Raw genomic sequence first — 20335 nt, forward strand, 5'->3', positions numbered from 1 at the left:
CCTAGATGTGCCTGATGCCTGATGCCGAAGCTTGAATCCTCGGAGCTTCGAAGGGATGCGCCGGCCGCAGCAACTCAGCGAGCGTCAGCAGGATGAAGCTCGTGTTCGTGCTGAAGTACCGCCACCACATGCGTCGAGGCTCCTGGACCACCCGATACGCCCACTCCATGCCCGCCCGTTGCCAGGCAACCGGAGCCCGCTTGGTGTGACCAGCCATGATGTCGAACGAGCCGCCTACCCCGTGCAAAACTGGCACGTTCAGCGACGGGCCGTACTTTGCGAGGAAGATCTCCTTGCGTGGCGAGGTCATGCCGATGAACAGCATGTCGGCACCCGATTGCGCGATGTCCTGCGCAATGCTTTCACTATCCGCGTCGGCAAAGTAGCCGTGATGGCTGCCGGCGAGCCGCGCGCCCGGATAGCGCTGTGCGACCACCGCCTTGAGCTTCTCCAGAACCTCCGGCTTTGCCCCCAGTAGGTAGATCGAGCGCTGCTGCTGGTCCGCCAGCGCAAGAAGCTGCTCGAAGAGGTCAATACCCGCCACGCGTTCCGGCAGCGGGCGCTTGACCAGCTTGCTCGCCCACACCACCGACTGGCCATCAGCCAGCAGCACGTCACAGTCGAGGAGCGAGTTGCGCAGCAGGTCGTCGCGCCGTGCCTTGACGATCTTAGCCGCATTCAGAACGCCGATCAGCAGCCGCTCCCGGGTCTGGATTGCTGTCGAGCAACGCCGCAGCACGTCATTAAGTGTCAGCGGATCGAGCTGGAAGCCGAACAGCAGCCGGCGGTCGTAGCGCATGGGCGCGTTCATTGCGGCCGCTCCTCTGCCGCTGCAGGCCCGGCGCTCAGCCGCTCCTTCATGCCGTCGGACAGCCAGGCAAACAGCAGCCAGCCAAGCTCGTACGGGCGGCATTCGTAGTCGATCCTGCCGGGACGGAAGACCGCGTCGAGGCCCGGCACCTTGAGTCCCGGCGCTGCAGCCGTTGTCGCAGCCGAGATTGCTCGCACCAGTTTCTTCGGCTCATGGCGCGCGACTTTGCGCCAGATGACGTTGTCGGCGTTGCAGACGAGGGACTGACCGGCCTCGTTCGGCCCGTCGAGCCAGTCGATGCCGCGGGCGATCGACGCCATGTGGTCGTGCCCCCCTGCGTCGCGCAGGTCGAGCAGCGCCATCGGCCCCATCGCGTGCTGATGCACACTGTAGACGGGATAGCCCTCGACGACCGTGCCGTTGCGCGTGTCGTAGTGCCACCACCACTGGCCCTGCGGGCCCTGCAGCCGGCAGATCGCATCACCGCTGGCATTGGCTGCAGCCAACGCATCCGGATCGTGCGAGATCATCGACAGCCGGGCGAGTCCCTGTGTCGAGTAGACCTGGTCCGCAAAGCAGCCGATATGCGCCCGCAACCGTCCGCTCGCCGACGCAGGCAGATGATGCGGAAAGAGCCCGTACGGCCCCTGCCCCTTGAGCAGTCGGTCGCGTGCGAGGCGCGTCAGGGTGCGGGTGTCACCAAGCCGACTGCCGGCCACCGCTGCGATAAGCGTCCACGAGCAGTCGACCGTGTCGATCGGCCGGTTTGATTCAAGCAGCGCCACGAGATGTGCGAAGAGCTCCGACGTGAACACGCCGGCAGCTTCCGCCGCCGTCCACGCGGCCAGGGCCACCGCGCCCGGATCCTGCGAAGACTGCGCCCTGTGCGCGCACTGCAGCGCCAGGTCGGCGGCTGTGCGTCCATCAAGTAGCCGCCGCTGCGTCTCTTCGTCGGTGTAGGACAAGCCGAGCGCGCAATTGATGGCGTAGCGCAGGCTGTCGCCTTCCGCGCGGACACCGCTGCCCGTACCGCCATTGTCATTGGTCTTGCGCACCGTATGCGCGAACAGGCCATTGGCATGCATCTGCGGCAGGCCGTCCTTGGCGAGTTCGATAAGCTGCAGGAGTCGGGCATGCGTTGCCGGCGCAACGGACCTTAGTCCTTCCAGGCGGCTATCTGCCAGCAGACCTGCCGGCCCCGTCTCGTTCTGTACAGTCTGGCTAATGGCTACCACGAGCACATCCCATTGGTCCGAGTTGAATCGCTGATGCGGCATGAAGCCGAGGCCCGGAGTTAGGATGATCGGAATGCGACGATACGTGCCAGAAGCCAGATTGGATGATGCGCCGCTAAGGCAGGCTCTTCGGGATGACGCCTCCTACCTCCAACGGCGGAGAGGATTTACGGCTGGAAGCGGCCCTTCCCCTATCGGGCGTGATGAATACGCCCCTGTTCGACATTGCCGCGAAGCCGTCGCCCGTCGATGCTCGCAACGCTGCACCACGCAGCGACCGCAAGCGTCGGCGAGGAACCGTGACAGTTCAGTATCGTGCAGACCATAGTCTCAGGCAAAATCACGCCCTGCCGCCGCTTGCGGTAGTTGTTGTCACCTACAACAGCGCCGACGTCCTTCCAGGCCTGCTCGACTCGCTGGAAGACGGCCTCGCCGATATCGCTCAGCGGCGCATCATCATCGTCGACAATGATTCCGCCGACGCCAGCGCCATCATCGCCCGGCTGCATCCGCTCCAGCCGGAAGTGATCGAAACGGGCCGCAACGCCGGTTATGCGGCAGGCATCAATATTGCCGCCGCGCAGCTCAGTCCCGACAGCGACCTGCTCGTCCTCAATCCCGATTCCCGTCTTCAGCGCGGCGTTGCACGGCGGTTGCAGATCGAACTGCGCAAGGGCAACACCGGAATTGTCGTGCCGCGCCTGCTGAACCACGACGGCACCCTCGCCTACTCGCTGCGCCGCGAGCCGACGATCCTGACTGCCTGGTCGAACGCCCTTCTCGGCGGCCGGCTCTCGCAGTGGCTCGGCACGGGCGACATCATCGGCGATCCCGACCATTATGAAGTCTCACGCGAGATCGAGTGGGCAACCGGCGCGGTGCTCATGATTTCTGCCGCCACACGCCAGCGCGTCGGGCCATGGGACGAGTCGTTCTTCCTCTACAGCGAGGAGGTCGACTACATGCGCCGCACCCGCGCCGCCGGGTTCTCGGTTCAGTACATCAGCGACGTCGAGGTCACGCACTTCGGCGGGGAGTATACGGCCAATCCGTTCCTGACTGGCCTGCTGACCGCCAACATGATCCGCGACTTCGGCAGGCGCCATGGGAAGCTCTCCACGGCCCTGTTCCGGCTTGGACTGGCGGCCGGTGCCGCGCTCCGCGCGCCCTTTGGGCCTGCACATCGTGCCTCGCTCAAGGCTGCGCTCACAGCCCCAACAGCCTGATCAGACGACGCCTTCAGGCCCCCACCTGACCGTGTAGCTCTTGGGCAGAAGAACCCGCTCTACGTAGATGTCGCAACCGGGGAAGAGTGCCTCTACCTCCTTGCGGGAAAGCAGGTTGATGCGGTCGATGTGAAAGCGCCGGCCGCGGACATCCAGGTCCCTGTAATCCTTGGAGAAGGTGAGCAGTTTCCGGCGCGCGGGCGCGGCAAGCCAGTGCAGGAACGGGAGCTGGTAGTGCGGCTCGATCGGGAACTCCCAGGCCGGAGTCTGAACCCAGCCAGCAATCCCGACACGCAGCGATTCGTCGGCCATCGCGCACATATCCGGCCACATGCCGACATGCTCGATTACCGAGTTCGAGTGAACAAGATCGACTGACTTGTCGCCGTAATTGGCCAGGTTGCGTGCATCACCGAGCTCCTCGAGGAACAGGTCGGAGGAAGCGTGACGCCCGAACTCGCTCTCATCGTTATTGAGAAGCCTGATTTCGGCAATGTTGTCGAAGCCGACATTGTCCCAGTAATCCGAACGGCCGCCGATATCGAGGACGGTGACCGGTCGGCCGAGCTTCGCGGCGAGCCGCCCGATCATCTCGCGCAGGATCCTCCCGCGAGCGGTGCGGAAGCGATTGACCGTAAGATCCCTCATTTCCCTCCATTACCTTTTGCAGAAGGTCCAGCCGCTCCGGCGACCGCCTTCCCCCGCTGAGCAGCGACGAAGGCGATACTAGGGACCTTCAGGCCAAGGCAGCTTCTTATCTTCCGCTATAAGACCACATTGAACTGACTGGTTCCATCGTCGCTGTGACCGTCCTGTAGGCTGCGCGCGGTGGCTCGTGGTACCCGAAAGGCGCAGGCAGGGGTAGGTGAGCTTCGACCAACCGGAGCACGGGTGTTACGTCCGCCAGGGAGCAGGAGGCTGAACCTGCGCCATTGGAAGTGGCGCACACGACAACCGTCCGGCTTGTATGAACGCGCAGATGTTCCAGCATCGAGCGACTACAGGCCGGGAGATGACTTGTGAGCAATCTACCAAGCGGTACCGAACAATTCCTCGCCGCCAATAACGAGGCCTACGAGTGGCTGGTGCGGGAGATCACGACGCATGCGAGCACCTGGCATCCGGAGCTTCTGCTCCGCAGGATAGAGGCCGCCGCGAAGTTCGCATCGAACTGCCACACGGGGCGGTTCGCCGACGGCGCTATTGAAAACCTCGCGCTGCGAATCGGCCGGGAACTCCGGGAGCCTGCACAAACAAGCTCAGAACGGCTGCCAAGGGCCGACTGCCGTCGCCGGGTCCTCCACTACTTCGATCGCGTCCACGCCGTCGGTGGCCACACGCGCACGCTGATGCATTGGGCACTCCACGATCGCTCCTCCCGGCACTCGCTTGTACTTGCCTTCCAGGAGGACGTCCCGGTTCCCCCCGGCGTCGAGAAGGCAATCGCCGGAAGCGGCGGCACTATCACGAGACTGCCTGAAACGCCCTCGCGAATCGAACGGGCGCTGTTCCTGCGCCATCTCGCGAAACAGGCCGATCTGGTAGTGCTGCATCACTCGGCATGGGATTCGCTCCCGGTCGTCGCTTTCGCAGTGGAAGGGCTCCCGCCAATTGCGGTCCTGAACCACGCCGACCACATCTTCTGGCTTGGAAGTTCGGTGACGGACCTGGTCATCAACCTGCGCAGCGCATCCATCCCACATTCACGCGACCGGCGTTTCGTCGAGAACAATGCCGCGCTTCCCATTCCACTGGCTGACGACCCCGCCCCCGCGAAGAAGCAGAGCGTGCGGCGCCAGATGGGAATGGCGGACGACGAGATCGTCCTGCTGAGCGTCGCAAGAGCGGAAAAATACCGCCCTTGCGGCGAACATGATTTCGTTGCGACCGCTTCGCGGATCCTGGAAAGCGAACCGAGCGCTCACGTCTTTGTTGTCGGCGAAAGCGCCGAGGGCATCAGCCGGCACATCAGCTACCCTCTCCATCCCCGTTTGCATTTCGTTGGCCAGTTGGAGGATCCGTCGCCCTACCGGGCCGCGGCTGACATCTACCTGGAAAGCTTCCCGTTCGGGTCCAATACCGCCTTGCTCGAAGCCGCTCTTGCGGGGCTGCCGGTCGTTCCTGCTCCCTCGCCGCTGAGCCCGCAGCTGATCGCGGGCGATGACGGGCTCTGGGAGATCATCTCAAATCCTTCGGACCAGCAGGAATATGTTTCGCGCGCGGCAAGGCTGATGCGAGAACCGGAAGTTCGCAGGAAGCTGGGGACGGTCCTGCGGGAGCGCATGCTCGCCCGCAACGTCGCGTCCGGATGGCTCGTGGAACTCGGGCGCGTGTATGCGCGGACCGACCACCTCGTCCATTCCCCGCACCCGATCCCCATCGCGCCGAGTATAGCTGAGGATGCCGATCTCGGTCTTTGCCTGTGGCAGGTCATGTCAGGTGACGGCGCGCCGGCTGCCGTAAGGCACGGCGGGCTGAGCCCAGCCGTCACACAGGGCACGTTCGCCCGGCAGCGAGTCGGCGATTTCGGCACCGCGCGTCGCATCGTCCTGAGCGCTCTGGCCTCGGCTCCGCTCGACAGTGCATCCTGGAAGCTGGCCAAGTTCTCCCTGCGCAGCCATGTAGGCGCGGCGCTTCGCTGGCTGCGTAACGGCGATCCGCTGTTGGGATCATAAACAACCAGTTCAGGCTTCTGCCGGCATCAGGACGCGACCGCCGCCGAAGGGAACTGCCCTCGGCTGCTGCCAGACGGATGGGAGACGCGTTGCCGCGGGGCCTGTCACGAGCCAGAGCATGCCATCATGCACGCCGAGTAGCGCAGGGACGCCGCTTTGATCCGGCAGTGCGCTTAGCGTCCGAAGGTGCTCGAGCGAAAGATGCGTCACAAGCGCCGAATCTCCTGCCGGCACTCGACGCAAAGCCGCCACTAATTCCTGTTCCGAACTGACCGCCTCGAAACGGACCTCACGGCCGCGCCGCGTCAGACGTAAAGTTTCAGATTGGAAGGGGGAGAAGCTCCCGTCATCAACGTTGATGACATGAAGCACACGCCCCTCACCTACCTGCAACAAATCGACATCGCTGCGGATATCGCCGATCACTCCCGGTATGTTCAGATGCTGCCTCGCCCTCGCGACAAGCAGCGATTCCCGCAACCAGCGGAAGCSCCAGCCATGGCGGCCGATCAACGGCAATTTGCGCAACCGGTCCTTCACCTCGCCGTCGATTGTTCCGCATGTCGTGCGAAGCGGGATCGCCTCCTGGTGCATCGACGCCACGCGCCGATGTGCAACATCGAGCTGCGCCAGATTGGTTGTCATGCTGTTGTGGGTGATGGCGACGTCGACAGCCCCAACCAACAGCCCGCGGTCCCTGACGCGGATGCCGTATTCCACCGCATAAGCATGCCAAGCCAGTTCAGGATGCTCCGAGATCGGGCATTCGAGGACGAGGTTTCGGGGGAGCATGAAAAGCACTTCATCGAGACTGTCGACCTCAACCGGATCGGGAGCCGTTTGCCCAAGAAGTTCCACGCGATCGCGCATTCGTCCGAAATATTTGCCATCTGATGTGATGCCTACCGCGCCCAGCATTCCCCATCTTGTGTCGCCGGTCAGAAACGCAGCAGCCTCAAGAAGCCGGTCAACTGAATGCAGGTAAACATCCTGATGGACGAACACGATCACGTCGTGCCGGGCTTGGCGCGCGCCATGATTGAGGGCAGCGCCCGCAGTCGCAAAGCCGCCATTCGTGTTGTCGATCGGGATGAACTCGATCTCCTCCCGGCCGGCTATGGAGCTGTCGAGGCACTCCCGGCGCACATCCGGATTGTTGACGACGCTGACGACGGAAACGCCCTGAACTTTGCCGACCATTCCCGTACTTCCTCTCTGGTCTGGTGAGGCTTGGCTTGCGAGGTCCGGCGGACCAACGGTAGCGCAAGCCGTCCCGTCTACTGCCCCGGCAGGGATCGCGGACAGGGTTCCACGAAAGCGGAAGAGCGGCAATTGCACTGGTATCCCACAATGGGATGATTGGGTTCGCTGACGGGCGCGCGCTGCCTTAACATCGCAGAGCAAACGCAAGGGCATCCGGACAGATTGGTCTTGCGCACTTCCCCCGTCCACACATCCCCATCCCCGTCCGAAAATCCATCCCCGCTTACGCCCCTACTCCTTTCGAGGAGCCGCGCTACCGCGTTTTCGTCGGTTTACCGGAAGGTTGAAAAACCGTCTCGTTGCGGGGAGCCGAACAGCGGCGAGAGGATCCCGAACAGATGATTTCTTCGGACGTCGTGCTGGCAGAGGGGGTGGTGATTCATCACCCCGATCTCGTCAACCTTTACGGATGCCGTGTCGGCGCGGGAACGCGCATCGGCACCTTCGTCGAGATCCAGAAGAACGCCGTGATCGGCGCGAACTGCAAGATCTCCAGTCATAGCTTTGTCTGCGAAGGCATCACGATCGAGGATGGCGTCTTCGTCGGCCATGGCGTGATGTTCACCAACGACCTCTATCCGAGGGCCGTCACCCCTGACGGCAACCTGATGACGGATGCCGACTGGGAGCTGATCCCCACTATCGTGCGCGAAGGTGCCGCCATCGGCAGCAACGCGACGATCTTGCCCGGCATCACCATCGGCCGCGGCGCGGTTGTCGGCGCGGGCGCGGTCGTGACCCGTGACGTGCCCGACTACGCCATCGTTGCCGGCGTTCCGGCGGTCGTTACCGGCAGGGCGAAGGACGCGCCTGCCCTGGCTGCGAGGGCCGTGCGATGATCAACATTGCTGTTGTCGGATACGGCTACTGGGGCCCCAACCTCGTCCGCAACCTTGCCGAAATCCCGGATGCCAACCTCGCAGCCGTCTGCGACCTCAATCTCGAGCGGCTGAAGCCGGTCAAGCTGCGCTATCCGCAGGTAACCATCACCGACGATTTCGATGCGCTCCTGCACGACAACTCAATCGACGCCGTCGCAATCGCAACTCCCGTCTCGTCGCACTTCCGCCTCGCCATGGCGGCGCTGAAGGCGGGCAAGCATGTCTTCGTCGAAAAGCCGATCGCCTCCTCTGCCGAGGAAGCAGAGCGGCTGGTGGACGAGGCGGCACGGCGCGGGCTGGTGCTCGCGGTTGACCATACCTTCATCCACACCGGCGCTGTGCGAAAGATGCGCGAGCTGGTCGATGGCGGCCTCGGCGAGATGTACTACTACGACTCCGTGCGGGTGAATCTCGGCCTTTTCCAGCACGACGTCAGCGTGATCTGGGATCTCGCCGTCCACGACCTGTCGATCATGGACTACGTGCTGCAAACGCGTCCCGTAGCGGTTTCGGCGACGGGCGTCAGCCATGTGCCGGGCGAGCCGGAGAACATCGCGTATCTGACGCTGCACTTCCCCTGCAATCTGATTGCTCACATCCACGTCAACTGGCTGGCGCCGGTCAAGGTGCGCCGGACGCTCATCGGCGGAAGCCGCAAGATGATCGTCTATGACGACCTCGAGCCGAGCGAAAAGATCAAGGTCTACGACAAGGGCATTACCCTCAGGGACGCCGCCCAAAGCAATGGCAGCAACGTCTATCAGGCGCTCGTGGGCTACCGCACCGGCGACATGTGGGCGCCGCACCTCGAGGTGACCGAGGCCCTCAACATCGAGCTTCGGGAATTCGTCCGCTGCATCGAAACCAGCGGCACGCCAACTGCCGATGGTCATGCGGGCCTGCGCGTGGTGCGAATCCTTGAAGCAGCAACCCTATCACTGGCCCAGCGCGGCCGCCCGATCGATCTCGAACCTGCAAGGCAAGTTGCATGATCCCGCTTCTCGATCTGAAGGCGCAGTATGCGAGCATCAGAGCCGAGGTCGAACCGGCGGTGCTGAGGGTACTGGCATCGGCGCAATATGTGCTCGGCGAGGAAGTCGCCGCGTTCGAGCGCGAGTTCGCCCGCTATTGCGACGTGACCGACGCCATCGCCGTCAACACAGGCACCAGCGCGCTGCATCTCGCGCTGCTGGCGGCAGACGTCGGGCCAAGTGACGAGGTCATCACCGTCCCGTTCACCTTCGTCGCGACAGTGTCGTCAGTCTGCTATACGGGCGCTACGCCGGTGTTCGTCGATGTCGATCCGGTCACGCTGACGATGGACCCGGCAAAAATCGAAGCTGCGATTACGCCGCGAACCAAGGCGATCCTGCCGGTCCATCTCTATGGCCAGATGGCCGACATGGACGCGATCATGGAAATCGCGCGCCGGCGCGGCCTGCTGGTGATCGAGGACGCCTGCCAAGCACACGGCGCCGAATATCGCGGCCGGCGCGCCGGCAGCATCGGTCTCACCGGCTGCTTCAGCTTCTATCCTGGCAAGAACCTTGGCGCATGCGGCGAAGGCGGCATCGTCGTCACCAGCGATCCGCGCCAGGCCGAAAAGATCCGCATGTTGCGGGACTGGGGCCAGAGCCGCCGCTACTACCACGACATTAAGGGCTACAACTACCGGATGGATGGCATTCAGGGCGCGATCTTGCGCATCAAGCTGCGCCATCTCGAGGAGTGGACGGAAGCAAGGCGGCGCAATGCTGCGCTCTACGACCGGCTGCTGGCGGGCTCATCCGCGATCACGCCCCCCATAGAGATGCCGGGCAGCCGCCACGTCTACCATGTGTACGCGATCCGCACTCGCGAGCGCGACCGGCTGAAGGCCGAGCTGGAGAAAGCCGGTATCAGCACCGGCCTGCACTATCCGGTGCCGGTTCACTTGCAGCAGGCGCATGCGGACCTTGGCTACGGCCCCGGCGATTTCCCGGAAGCGGAAGCCGCAGCCGCCGAGGTGCTGTCACTGCCGATGTATCCGGAACTAACCGCAGAACAGATCGAGCGCATTGCAGCCGCCGTGCATGCGACGGCGCGCGAGGAAGAAACAGTCGGCTAGCCCCCAACGGGCGCCAGAGGGAGAACGAGAATGCTGAAGGACAAGCGCGTCCTGATTACCGGCGGCGCGGGACTGATCGGGTCGCACATCGCCGATCTGGTGGCCGAAAGGGGTCCATCAGAGATCATCATCCTCGACAATTTCGTGCGCGGGCGGCTCGAGAACCTTAAGCAGGCGCTGGCCACCTTCCCACTCACCATCGTCCATGGCGACATCCGCGACCGTGCACTGCTGGCGCAGGTATTTGATGGCGTCGACGTGGTGTTCCACCAGGCGGCGATCCGCATCACCCAGTGCGCGGAGGAGCCGCGCCTTGCCTTCGATGTCCTCGCCGGCGGCACGTTCGACGTGCTGGAAGCGGCTGTGAATGCGAAGGTTTCCAAGGTTGTCGCCGCGTCATCGGCCTCGGTGCTCGGGCTCGCCGAAAGCTTCCCGACCACAGAAGACCACCACCCCTACAACAATCGCACCATCTACGGTGCCGCCAAGGCGTTCAACGAGGGACTGCTGCGCAGCTTCGCCGATATGTACGGCCTGCGCTATGTCGCGTTGCGCTACTTCAACGTCTACGGCCCGCGCATGGATGTGCATGGCGCCTATACCGAAGTGCTCATCCGGTGGATGGAGCGCCTGGCCCGCGGCGAACCGCCACTCATTCATGGCGACGGCTCGCAGACTATGGACTTCGTCAACGTCCGCGACATTGCGCGCGCCAACGTTCTGGCGGCAGAAGCGGACGTCACCGACGAGGTCTTCAACGTCGCCAGCGGAACCGAGACTAGTCTGCTGCAGCTCGCACAGGCGCTGTCGAAGGTGATGGGCGCCAGCATCCCGCCGGAGCACGGTCCTGCCCGCACCGTCAATGGCGTCACCCGCCGTCTTGCAGACACTACCAAGGCTGAGCGGATGCTGGGCTTCAAGGCCGAGATCGGGCTCGAGCAGGGTCTGGAGGAACTCGTCGACTGGTGGCGCGCCGAAAGTGGCACAACCTCGATGGCGGCTGAGTAATGACCAAACGCACAAGTACAATTCCTGTCGCCCGCCCGGTCCTCGACGAACGCGAGGTGGAAGCAGTCCGCCGGGTCATCCTCTCCGGCTGGGTCACGCAGGGACCGGAGGTCGCCGCGTTCGAAAAGGAGTTCGCCGAACTCGTCGGCGCGCCGCATGCCTGCGCGGTCTCCAATTGCACCACGGCGCTGCATTTGGCGCTGCTCGCTGCGGATGTGGGCGAAGGCGACGAGGTCATCACTGTCAGCCACTCCTTCATCGCGACGGCCAACGCCATTCGCTATTGCGGCGCGGTTCCCGTGTTCGTCGATATTGAGCCGGACGGCTTCAACATCGATCCCAACCTCATCGAGGCAGCGATCACGCCGAAGACGAAGGCAATTCTCTGCGTCCACCAGCTCGGTATGCCGTGCGACCTCGCCGCTATCGTCGGCATCGCCCGGCGCAACAACATCCCGGTCATCGAGGATGCCGCCTGCGCCATCGGCAGCGAGATCCTGTGGCAGGGTCGCTGGGAAAAGATCGGCAAGCCGCACGGCGACATCGCTTGCTTCTCCTTCCATCCGCGCAAGGTGATCACCACCGGCGACGGCGGCATGCTGACGACGAAGAACCCGGAATACGACCGGAGATTCAGGCTCTGGCGCCAGCACGGCATGAGCGTGCCGGACACGGTGCGCCACGGCTCGCCCAAGGTGATCCACGAGGACTATCCCGAGCTCGGCTACAACTACCGCATGACCGACATGCAGGCGGCGATGGGCCGCGAGCAGTTGAAAAGGCTGCCCGAGATCATCGAGACGCGCCGGCGGCTTGCCGCGCTCTACACCGAAGCGATCTCGGAGATCCCCGGCTTCGGAACGCCCGTCGAGCCAAGCTGCGTGCGCAGCAACTGGCAGAGCTATTGCGTGCGCCTGCCTGATGGAATCGACCAGCTCGCGGCCATGCAGGCGCTGCTCGACAAGGGCATCTCCACCCGCCGTGGGGTGATGAACTCGCATATTGAGGCGGCTTACGGGGGCGACGGCCTCTTCCGCGCTGGATCGAGCCTCGAGCGCAGCCTGGAGGCGCAGCAGCGCTGCATCATCCTCCCGCTCTCGGTACAAATGACCGAGGACGAGATCTACGAGGTGGTCGACGCGCTCGCCGATCTCGTGATCGAACAGGCTTCCGTATCGATCGCGACCGCTATTTGACCGTCATCGGCAGCCCGGACACCATGAAGACCACACTGTCGGCCTTCGCGGCGACGGCCTGATTGAGACGACCGGCTTCGTCGCGGAACCGCCGCGCCAGCGCATTCTCCGGCACGATCCCGAGCCCGACCTCATTCGAGACGACGAACCACGGCCCTCGCGGACGCGACAACGCATCCGCGAGCCGGGCGGTCTCTGCTTCGACGTCACGCTCGCCCAGCATCACGTTCGTCAGCCATAGCGTCAGGCAGTCGATCAGCACCGGCGCGCCATCAGGCACGTCCTGCAGCACCTCGACCAGATCAAGTGGCGCCTCCAGCGTCTGCCAGTTGTCGCCTCGCCTGTCGCGGTGATGCGCGATCCGCTCGCGCATCTCGTCGTCGAAGGCCTGGGCAGTCGCAATGTAGAACCACGGCGCCGGGAGGGCCGACACCAGCTCCTCGGCATGACGGCTCTTGCCTGAGCGCACTCCGCCCAGCACGAAAGTCAGACGTCCTGTCGCCGCCATCAGCTCACCTGTTCGCATTCCGATAATGCGGTGTCGCGCATCGCATTGCCTCGTGCAACTCTGCACGACTAATTTGTGCGCCAGCCGATGGAAATCTTTCAGCAACCGACCGGGGCTGATATCCGGTTGCCCCGGCCACGCTCCCGAAAGGTTCAGACGTGTCGCTTCCAGCCAAGGACCAGATCACTTCCGATTTCGCCGCCTGCGTCGGCTTCTACACGCGCATCCCGATCCGTCGTGAGCTCGACCCCAGCCGGCCCTTTATCGAGACGCAATGGGCCGCGCCGCTTGCCGGCGCGTTGATCGGCCTCTTCGTCGGCCTGCTCCTTTGGCTGTTCCTTTCACTCGGCGTCCATCCAAACCTCGCCGCAGCCCTTGCGCTCGGCGGCGGTATCGTGCTTACCGGCGCGCTGCACGAGGATGGCCTTGCCGACACCGCTGACGGCTTCTGGGGCGGTAAGACGCGCGAGCACAAGCTCGAGATCATGCGCGACAGCCGCGTCGGCAGCTACGGCGTCCTTGCCCTCATCCTTTCCGCGCTCATTCGCTGGTCTGCGCTCGCCTCGTTCGCCTTCCTGAGCCCGCTGGCGATGATTCTCGCGATCATCGCCGCGCACGCGGGCTCCCGTGCGATCATCCCGGCGCTGATGGTGCACCTGCCCCCTGCCCGCAGCGACGGCTTATCCGCATCCGCCGGCACCCCGCCGAAGGAGATCGCGGCGCTGGCCGCAACCCTTGGCGTCCTCATTGCCCTTCTCTCCGGCTTCTGGTTCGCGCTGCTTGCTGCCGTCCTGCTCGGGATCGTACTGCTCGCGCTCGAAAACACCGCCGAAAGCCAGATCGGCGGGCAGACCGGCGACGTCGCCGGCGCCCTGCAACAGATCGGCGAGATCGTCCTCCTCGCTCTCGCCGCAACGCTCCTAACCTGAGGAATGCATATGACATCCCCCCAATCGATCGACGACATCCGTCGTCTGTGCAGCAATCTGCCTGAAGCCGACTCTGACGCGGCAAAGGCCGCCGCGGCGCGACAGGCCGTGCTGACCAAGCCGCCCGGCAGCCTCGGCCGTCTCGAAGAGCTCGCCATCCAGCTCGCCGGGTGGCAGGGCCGCGAGATCCCGAAGCTCGACAAGGTGGAGGTGCTGATCTTCGCCGGTGCGCACGGCATCACCGCGCGCGGCGTCTCGGCATTTCCGGATGCCGTCAACGCGCAGATGGTCGCCAACTTCGAGGCGGGCGGCGCGGCAATCAATCAGCTCTCGCGCGCGGCTGGCGCGTCGCTGAAAGTGTTTTCGCTGCGGCTCGACACGCCGACCCAGGACTTCACCCAGGCCCCAGCGATGAGCGAGGAGGAGTTCGTAGAGGCGGTCGCTGCGGGATTCGACGCGATCGGCCCCGACACCGACCTTATCACCATCGGAGAGATGGGCATCGGCAATACCACGACGGCCGCCACCATCGCCGCCGCCCTGTTCGGCGGTGACGGCGCGTCGTGGGTCGGCCGCGGCACCGGCGTCGATGACGAAGGCCTGAAGCGCAAGGCCGATACGGTCGATGCAGCACTGGCGCTACACAAGGATGCGATGATCGACGCCGTCGAGGTGCTGCGCCGCGTCGGCGGCCGGGAGCTGGCCGGCATGTTCGGCGCGGTGCTTGCCGCGCGCCTTTGCCGTATCCCGGTCATAATCGACGGCTTCGTCGCCACCGCAGCCGCTGCCGTTCTCGCGAAGCAGTCCGGGGGCGGCCTCGCCCACGCCATCGCGGGTCATGTCTCGGCCGAAGCGCAGCACCGCCGCCTGCTCGATCACCTCGGCCTCGAGCCGCTGCTGGACATGGGCATGCGCCTTGGCGAGGGTACCGGCGCCTGCCTCGCCATCAACATCCTGCGCGGGGCGGTGGCCTGCCACGCCGGCATGGCGACCTTCGCCGAGGCGGGCGTTTCCGACAAGTAGATGCGAAAACGGGGGCCAAGCGGCCCCCGCCTTCTCCTGGGCTTCAGAATTTCACTTACGCAGCCGGCAGCAGAAAACCGGCGAAGAACGCCGCCAGCTCCTCGTGTGCATCGAGTGGCAGCACATGGGCGACGTACTGATCCGGGCGGACGATGACGATCGCGCCCTTCTTGCGGCCGATCCCGCGCATATCGAAGATGTCCCGGCCATTCTTGAGGTCCGGCGAGAACATCTTCTCGTAGTCGATCAGGCCGAACTTGCCCTTCTTCGGCAACAGCAGCGACGGCATCGATTCGATCGCAAGCTCGCGGTGACCCTGCTGGAAGATCGCGCGCACGTCGATCACCGAGTCGATGTCGGCACCAGCCGGCGTGTGCACGCGCAGCGGCGAATTTGGCGCATTCTCAAGGAACTCGCAGAGCGCACGGATCGCCGAGCCCTCGCCGCCGGCATCGCCCTCGCCCGCAAAGGCATAGACATGCCAGCGCGCATCAGCCAGCACGGTGTGGCCAATCTCAATCGGCTTGGCGTCGGCAACCCGGATCACCGGCGCCGAGTGGAAGCGCTGGCCGATCGGAAAGCCCGCCGCGAGCGACTGATACTTCGTGCTGCCGGTGATTTTCGACTCCGTGTAGGTCACCGACATGCCGGCCGTGTAACGGCCGTGCTGGATGAAATAGCGCTGGAACTTTGGCTCCTCGCCATTCGCGCCATCGTCCGCCGACGGCCGCGAGCTGATGATGCGCGACCACTCGCGGTCGAAATTGATGAGGTCCTGCGCTACCGCCTGGCGCTCGGCCGAATAGCTGTGCAGGATTTCCGGCGCGCAGCGGTCAAGCAGCACCGAAGCAAGCTTCCAGCCGAGGTTGAAGGTGTCGCCCATCGACACGTTCATGCCCTGCCCCGCCTTCGGACTGTGCGTGTGGCAGGCATCACCCGCGATGAACACGCGCGGCTGGCGGGTGGCGACCTGATCGGCCGGCACATCGTCGAACTTGTCAGTAAGTCGCTGGCCGATCTCGTAGACCGACCACCACGCCACGTCCTTCACCTCGAAATCATACGGCCGCAAAATGCGCTGGGCGGCCGAAACCAGATGCTCGATGGTGATGTCGCGGTTGTGGACGCGCTCGCCCGCGGCAAGCTTGTCCATCTCGATGTAGAAACGCGTGAGATAGCCGCCCTCGCGCGGGATGATGATGATGTTGCCCTCATGCGCCGACTGGATCAGCGTCTTGCAGCGGATGTCCGGGAAATTGGTGACCGGCAGCACGTCCATCACGCCCCAGGCCTGGTTGGCCGAATCGCCGACCAGCTCCCGGCCGATCGCCTTGCGCACGCCGCTGCGCGCGCCGTCGCAGCCGACGACGTAGCGGGCGCGCACGGTCACGGTCTCGCCAATGTGCCCCTCGTCCTGACGCTCCAGCGTCACGGTCACCGGATAGTCGTCAGCACTTTCTTCGATCACCAGGCCCGCGAAGGCCAGCGAATAGTCAGGCACCAGCCGTGTCGGCGACTTGCGCATGACCTCGAGATACATGTCGTGCACGCGCGCCTGATTGAGGATCATGTGCGGCATCTCGGACAGGCCGTCCTCGACGTCCTGGATGCGGCCATTGCGGATGATTCGCTCCGGCTCATTCGGATCCGGTTTCCAGAAGGTGGTCTCGTTGACCCAGTAGCCCTGCTTCAGCACCTTCTCGGCAAAGCCGAAGGCGTTGAACATCTCCATGGAGCGGCAGGAAATGCCGTCGGCCTGCCCCTTCTCAAGCGGGCCGTCCTTGCGCTCAACGATTCGCGTAACGATCTGGGGAAACTGCGAAAGCTGTGCCGCAAGCGTCAGGCCAGCGGGACCACAGCCTACGATCAGCACATCAACCTTTTCCGGCAGCGGTCCCTGGTTCTCGCTGCGACCGGCGCCGAGAGGAGCAAGCTCCGGATCCCCCGGACGAAAACCGTTGAGATGATATTGCAAGACCGACCCTCCCGGTTAAATTAGTAAGTACACTTACGATATGGATACGCCGGATGCGTGCGTCAACAAGAATCTGGGTCGCCGCGCATAAGTTGGCTATCAACAAGCCTCCTGCGGGACACAGGCAGGTGTGAGGAGCGGTCGCGATGTACAGAAGTTCTGGAATGCCGGGTCACCTGATCCGCCGGCTGCATCAGCTCTCGACGCAGGTGTTCATGACCCGGATGCGGGAGGCTGGCTTCGACCTCACTCCCGTGCAGTTCGCGGCGCTTGATGCCCTGAGCGACCGTCCCGGTACCGATCAGGCGCGGCTTGCGCAGGCGATCGGTAAGGACAAGGCGACCGTCGGCGCAGTTGCCGACCGCCTTGAGCAAAAGGGTCTGGTAACCCGCCAGGCCAGCACCAGCGACAAACGCGCCTTGCAACTCACCCTGACGCCTGCCGGCGAAGACCTGCTCGAAAAAACCGCGCCGATCGTCGAGGAGCTGCAGAAGGAACTCTTGCCCGGCCTCAACCCTGACGAATACCGGCAGTTCATCGAGCTCGCGACCAAGGCAGCACGGGCTGCGGGCGTGGTGGCGGAGGAATAGCCGAGCACACAGGCCGTGCACTGCCCTGCCCCCCGTTCCCTCGATAAATCAGTCGACGAAGAGCCCGATTTCACCCGCAATGTGAACGCTGTTCCCTCAGGTGACAGGCGGCTGAGGATTCGTCGAAGCGATTCTCGGGGCGTCCGCCCCCCGCTTGCGTACGGTAACCGCGCACACGGCAAAGTAAGCGAGCCAAAAGGTCAGACTTTACAGGAAGAAACGGCCGCAAAGCCTAGAAAGAAAATGGCGCGAGTGACGGGGCTCGAACCCGCGACCTCCGGCGTGACAGGCCGGGGGGAAGTGCCTGTTTCTCATACAAAGTTTCAACTTATTAGGCGCTGCAACGCGCACCAAAACGCATAAAAGTTGAAACCGCCAGCCGACGCGCTGGCGTCTAAGATGGTGACAGATCATGAAGGTGATTGCTTACCGGCTCATGCCGGCAGGTGGGACCACGCGCGCCCGTGTAGACGTTGAGACGCCGTGGGGTATCCGCCTATTCAATGTAGCACTAAAGCAGACCGATCGCGGCTGGCGAGCATTCGGCCCCTCCTCTTTCGGCAGCGCTGCTGTGACGTTCACGCCAGACATCGCTGCTCAAATTATCGACGCCGCTCTGGCCGTTATCGGAGAGATGAACCTTGACCAGCAGCGCGCAGCCTAAGCTCATTTCCTCTCATGATCGCGAGGCCATCATATTCGGCCTTTGCGACCGGTTGTGGGATCACGGCCATTGCATAACAAATGTCGTCCTCGCGCCAGCAAAGGAGGACGGTTCACCGGATTGGCAACGCGCCGCACCGGAGTGTCTCGAAAGCCTTCCCGCTGACGAATGGCCCGATGACGATCAGACCGTGCGACGTGTTGCAGTGTCGGACGACGGAATCGACGGCTGCGCCCGCGATACGTCATACTTGTTGTGGGTGGACGATGACGGCCAGGTCCAGCACGGGCGGATTGCAGGCTTGGCCGATGACGAGGCAATCGCCGAAGCCATCATCGCGCGCGATATAGGCGCCGAGCCGCCGAAGCGTGAACGCGGTAGGGTGGCGCAGGCAGCGGAGAAGCTTCGTCAGGATTTGTTTCCGCTGAAACCAGCAAATGATAACGCGCCACCTGCCGCCGCATTATCGCTCAAGCCGATTGACCCTGCCGAGCTTGCCGATAAGCCGGTTCCCGCGCGCCAGTGGTACATCGACGGCCTAATTCCCGCCCGCAACGTGACGTTGCTTTCAGGTGACGGCGGCACGGGCAAGTCACTCCTGGCGCTGCAGATCGCGGTGGCCGGCGCTTTAGGTATCAGCACGCTAGGCCTTACGCCGCAGCAAGGGCGTACGTTAGTGCTTGCCGCTGAAGATGATCAAGACGAGATCCATCGCCGCCTGGCGGATATCTGTCGCGAGCATGCAGTTGGTATGGCGGGGTTGCGTGACCGGATGTTGGTTATTCCCGCCGCTGGCGAGGACGTGGAACTGGCGTCTCTGGATGCCTCGCGGAGACATCTTCTGCCGACAAAAGTCTACGAAGCGCTACTGGACCAGGTAGCGTTGTTCAGGCCTTCGCTTATTGTACTTGACACCAGCGCTGATCTGTTCGGCGGCGATGAGATCAACCGAAACCAAGTGCGGCGGTTCATCGGAATGCTGCGCGCGTTGGCAATCGCATTCGACACTGCTGTCGTCCTGCTTTCGCATCCTTCCGTTCAAGGGATGCAGACCGGTACGGGTACTTCCGGTTCGACGGCGTGGAACAACTCAGTCCGAAGTCGCCTCTACCTCACCGCTGACAAGGACGATGAGGATCTGCGTGTGCTGAAAGGCATGAAATCGAACTATGGCCGAAAGGGCGAAGAGTTGCGGCTACGTTGGCGCGACGGCGTCTTCGTCATCGATGATGGCCGCTCAACAGCTAGTTCTGCTCTCTTACATCGGAAGGCCGCGAAAGTTTTCCTCGAGGTGCTGGGGAAGTTCAATGAACAAGGCATCAACGTCAGCGCCAACACAGGACCGACCTACGCGCCGAAGCGGATTGCCGAACACCCTGACGCGGACGGGATGTCGAAGAAGGTCTTGGCGGAAGCAATGCAGCGCCTGATGGATAGCGGGCAAATAAGGATGATTACCGAAGGCTCGAAGTCACGACAGCGCAGCCGCTTGATCGCCTCTTAGGGTGGTTTCCATTCGCCTTCCAACTGGCTTCCAACCGCCTTCCAACTGGTGTGTGTGAATATACCCCTATAACCCCATGGCGGTTGGAAGCGCCAACCGCCGGTTGGAAGGACCGGCGGGCGCTGGCCAACCTCTCTGAGAAGATAAGCGGCGTGCTGTGCTGACGCTACTCTACGATGAGGAGTGGGGTAGGTGGAGCGACGGGGAGATCGCACGCCGCGCGGGTGTTAGTACCAATTCGTCCCCGGGCTGAGGTCGTCACTGTCATCGGATGACAGTGAGCCTCGCTCCTACACCACGAAGCACGGCAAATTGTCTGACACGATCAATGTCACGCGAATTGCCACTGGACGCAACGTCATTAGTGTGGCAGCCAGACGTTGCCTGTTCTAATCAGGCTCTAGCCCCGCGACGTTGGTAGCGTCGGGGGCACAAGTCGGCGCCAGCCGGCAAAACAGCCATGACGGCCAGTGAGCTCGAGTGGCCCTGCGCTCCGCGCAGGTGAGGTCCAACTTCAACCCGGCCAGCGTCGGTCGGCCTACCATTCTCCCATTTTGAATTGACGCTCGGAGTCCGTCCATCGACTCCGTTACGCACGCAGGGATTCCGCCCAGCGGCAAGGCGCGCCACGACGCGCTGAAACCAGAACGAAGGAGCAACGTATATGGAGCAGATTTTTGGGAACGAAGGAGCATCTTGCGGCCGAGACTAACGGCGAGCATCAACCCTGCCTCAAAGAC

General features: G+C 63.5%; 18 protein-coding genes. 12 read left to right on the plus strand and 6 right to left on the minus strand.

Annotation, left to right across the window (positions count from 1 at the left end; translation table 11 throughout):
- Position 1 precedes the first annotated feature (1 nt).
- Together L610_RS07535 and L610_RS07540 are read right to left on the minus strand one after the other, a co-directional pair.
- Entirely contained in the window at positions 2 to 811 is an 810-nt protein-coding gene (locus tag L610_RS07535; protein ID WP_245263734.1) for a WecB/TagA/CpsF family glycosyltransferase, read from the minus strand.
- Positions 808 to 2046, minus strand: a complete 1239-nt coding sequence (locus L610_RS07540) for a hypothetical protein (protein WP_246658959.1) — start codon at positions 2044 to 2046, stop codon at positions 808 to 810. Before L610_RS07540 ends, L610_RS07535 begins: the two co-directional genes overlap by 4 nt.
- 134 nt (positions 2047 to 2180) lie before the next feature.
- Here L610_RS07540 and L610_RS07545 point away from each other — a divergent pair, with 134 nt between their 5' ends.
- Positions 2181 to 3272 (plus strand): glycosyltransferase, encoded by a 1092-nt coding sequence (locus L610_RS07545; protein WP_245263730.1) that lies wholly within the window; start codon positions 2181 to 2183, stop codon positions 3270 to 3272.
- Here L610_RS07545 and L610_RS07550 read toward each other — a convergent pair whose 3' ends face one another.
- Positions 3273 to 3920, minus strand: coding sequence for a hypothetical protein (locus L610_RS07550; RefSeq protein ID WP_024848685.1), 648 nt, complete (start codon positions 3918 to 3920; stop codon positions 3273 to 3275).
- Between the two features lie 371 nt (positions 3921 to 4291).
- Between L610_RS07550 and L610_RS07555 the strand changes: the two genes are divergently transcribed.
- Entirely contained in the window at positions 4292 to 5947 is a 1656-nt protein-coding gene (locus L610_RS07555; protein WP_024848684.1) for a glycosyltransferase, read from the plus strand.
- 9 nt (positions 5948 to 5956) lie between these two features.
- On the opposite strand, the gene L610_RS07560 is transcribed toward L610_RS07555, so the two are convergent.
- Positions 5957 to 7147: a glycosyltransferase gene (locus L610_RS07560; RefSeq protein WP_186441384.1), complete on the minus strand. Its 1191-nt coding sequence runs from the start codon at positions 7145 to 7147 to the stop codon at positions 5957 to 5959.
- 401 nt (positions 7148 to 7548) lie between these two features.
- On the opposite strand from L610_RS07560, the gene L610_RS07565 reads away from it, so the two are divergent.
- Genes L610_RS07565 through L610_RS07585 form a run of 5 tightly spaced genes read left to right on the plus strand, consistent with a single transcriptional unit; the run spans position 7549 to position 12402 of the window.
- Positions 7549 to 8049, plus strand: coding sequence for an acyltransferase (locus L610_RS07565; RefSeq protein ID WP_024848682.1), 501 nt, complete (start codon positions 7549 to 7551; stop codon positions 8047 to 8049).
- Complete coding sequence (locus tag L610_RS07570) at positions 8046 to 9083, plus strand: Gfo/Idh/MocA family protein (RefSeq protein WP_024848681.1); 1038 nt, start codon at positions 8046 to 8048, stop codon at positions 9081 to 9083. Before L610_RS07565 ends, L610_RS07570 begins: the two co-directional genes overlap by 4 nt.
- Positions 9080 to 10198 (plus strand): DegT/DnrJ/EryC1/StrS aminotransferase family protein, encoded by a 1119-nt coding sequence (locus L610_RS07575; RefSeq protein WP_024848680.1) that lies wholly within the window; start codon positions 9080 to 9082, stop codon positions 10196 to 10198. The genes L610_RS07570 and L610_RS07575 overlap by 4 nt, the downstream gene beginning before the upstream one ends.
- A gap of 33 nt (positions 10199 to 10231) precedes the next feature.
- Positions 10232 to 11206: an NAD-dependent epimerase/dehydratase family protein gene (locus L610_RS07580; RefSeq protein ID WP_144703954.1), complete on the plus strand. Its 975-nt coding sequence runs from the start codon at positions 10232 to 10234 to the stop codon at positions 11204 to 11206.
- Positions 11206 to 12402, plus strand: a complete 1197-nt coding sequence (locus L610_RS07585) for a DegT/DnrJ/EryC1/StrS aminotransferase family protein (RefSeq protein WP_024848678.1) — start codon at positions 11206 to 11208, stop codon at positions 12400 to 12402. Before L610_RS07580 ends, L610_RS07585 begins: the two co-directional genes overlap by 1 nt.
- On the opposite strand, the gene cobU is transcribed toward L610_RS07585, so the two are convergent.
- A complete protein-coding gene (cobU, locus tag L610_RS07590; protein WP_024848677.1) occupies positions 12395 to 12910 on the minus strand; it encodes a bifunctional adenosylcobinamide kinase/adenosylcobinamide-phosphate guanylyltransferase in 516 nt (171 codons plus the stop codon). The two genes, L610_RS07585 and cobU, sit on opposite strands and share 8 nt — an antisense overlap.
- Positions 12911 to 13068: 158 nt before the next feature.
- Between cobU and cobS the strand changes: the two genes are divergently transcribed.
- Together cobS and cobT are read left to right on the plus strand one after the other, a co-directional pair.
- Positions 13069 to 13839, plus strand: coding sequence for an adenosylcobinamide-GDP ribazoletransferase (cobS, locus tag L610_RS07595; RefSeq protein ID WP_144703937.1), 771 nt, complete (start codon positions 13069 to 13071; stop codon positions 13837 to 13839).
- A 9-nt stretch (positions 13840 to 13848) separates the two neighbouring features.
- Entirely contained in the window at positions 13849 to 14862 is a 1014-nt protein-coding gene (gene cobT / locus L610_RS07600; protein ID WP_024848675.1) for a nicotinate-nucleotide--dimethylbenzimidazole phosphoribosyltransferase, read from the plus strand.
- A 55-nt stretch (positions 14863 to 14917) separates the two neighbouring features.
- On the opposite strand, the gene L610_RS07605 is transcribed toward cobT, so the two are convergent.
- Entirely contained in the window at positions 14918 to 16837 is a 1920-nt protein-coding gene (locus L610_RS07605) for an FAD-binding monooxygenase (protein WP_144703940.1), read from the minus strand.
- Between the two features lie 146 nt (positions 16838 to 16983).
- Here L610_RS07605 and L610_RS07610 point away from each other — a divergent pair, with 146 nt between their 5' ends.
- The 3 genes from L610_RS07610 to L610_RS07625 all read left to right on the plus strand — a co-directional run bounded on the left by L610_RS07610 (position 16984) and on the right by L610_RS07625 (position 19595).
- Positions 16984 to 17427, plus strand: a complete 444-nt coding sequence (locus L610_RS07610) for a MarR family winged helix-turn-helix transcriptional regulator (protein WP_024848673.1) — start codon at positions 16984 to 16986, stop codon at positions 17425 to 17427.
- A gap of 412 nt (positions 17428 to 17839) precedes the next feature.
- Positions 17840 to 18091: a hypothetical protein gene (locus L610_RS07620; protein ID WP_024848672.1), complete on the plus strand. Its 252-nt coding sequence runs from the start codon at positions 17840 to 17842 to the stop codon at positions 18089 to 18091.
- Complete coding sequence (locus L610_RS07625; protein WP_144703943.1) at positions 18069 to 19595, plus strand: AAA family ATPase; 1527 nt, start codon at positions 18069 to 18071, stop codon at positions 19593 to 19595. The genes L610_RS07620 and L610_RS07625 overlap by 23 nt, the downstream gene beginning before the upstream one ends.
- Positions 19596 to 20335 lie beyond the last annotated feature (740 nt).

Source organism: Aminobacter sp. J44, from assembly GCF_007829415.1.
GTDB lineage: Bacteria > Pseudomonadota > Alphaproteobacteria > Rhizobiales > Rhizobiaceae > Aerobium.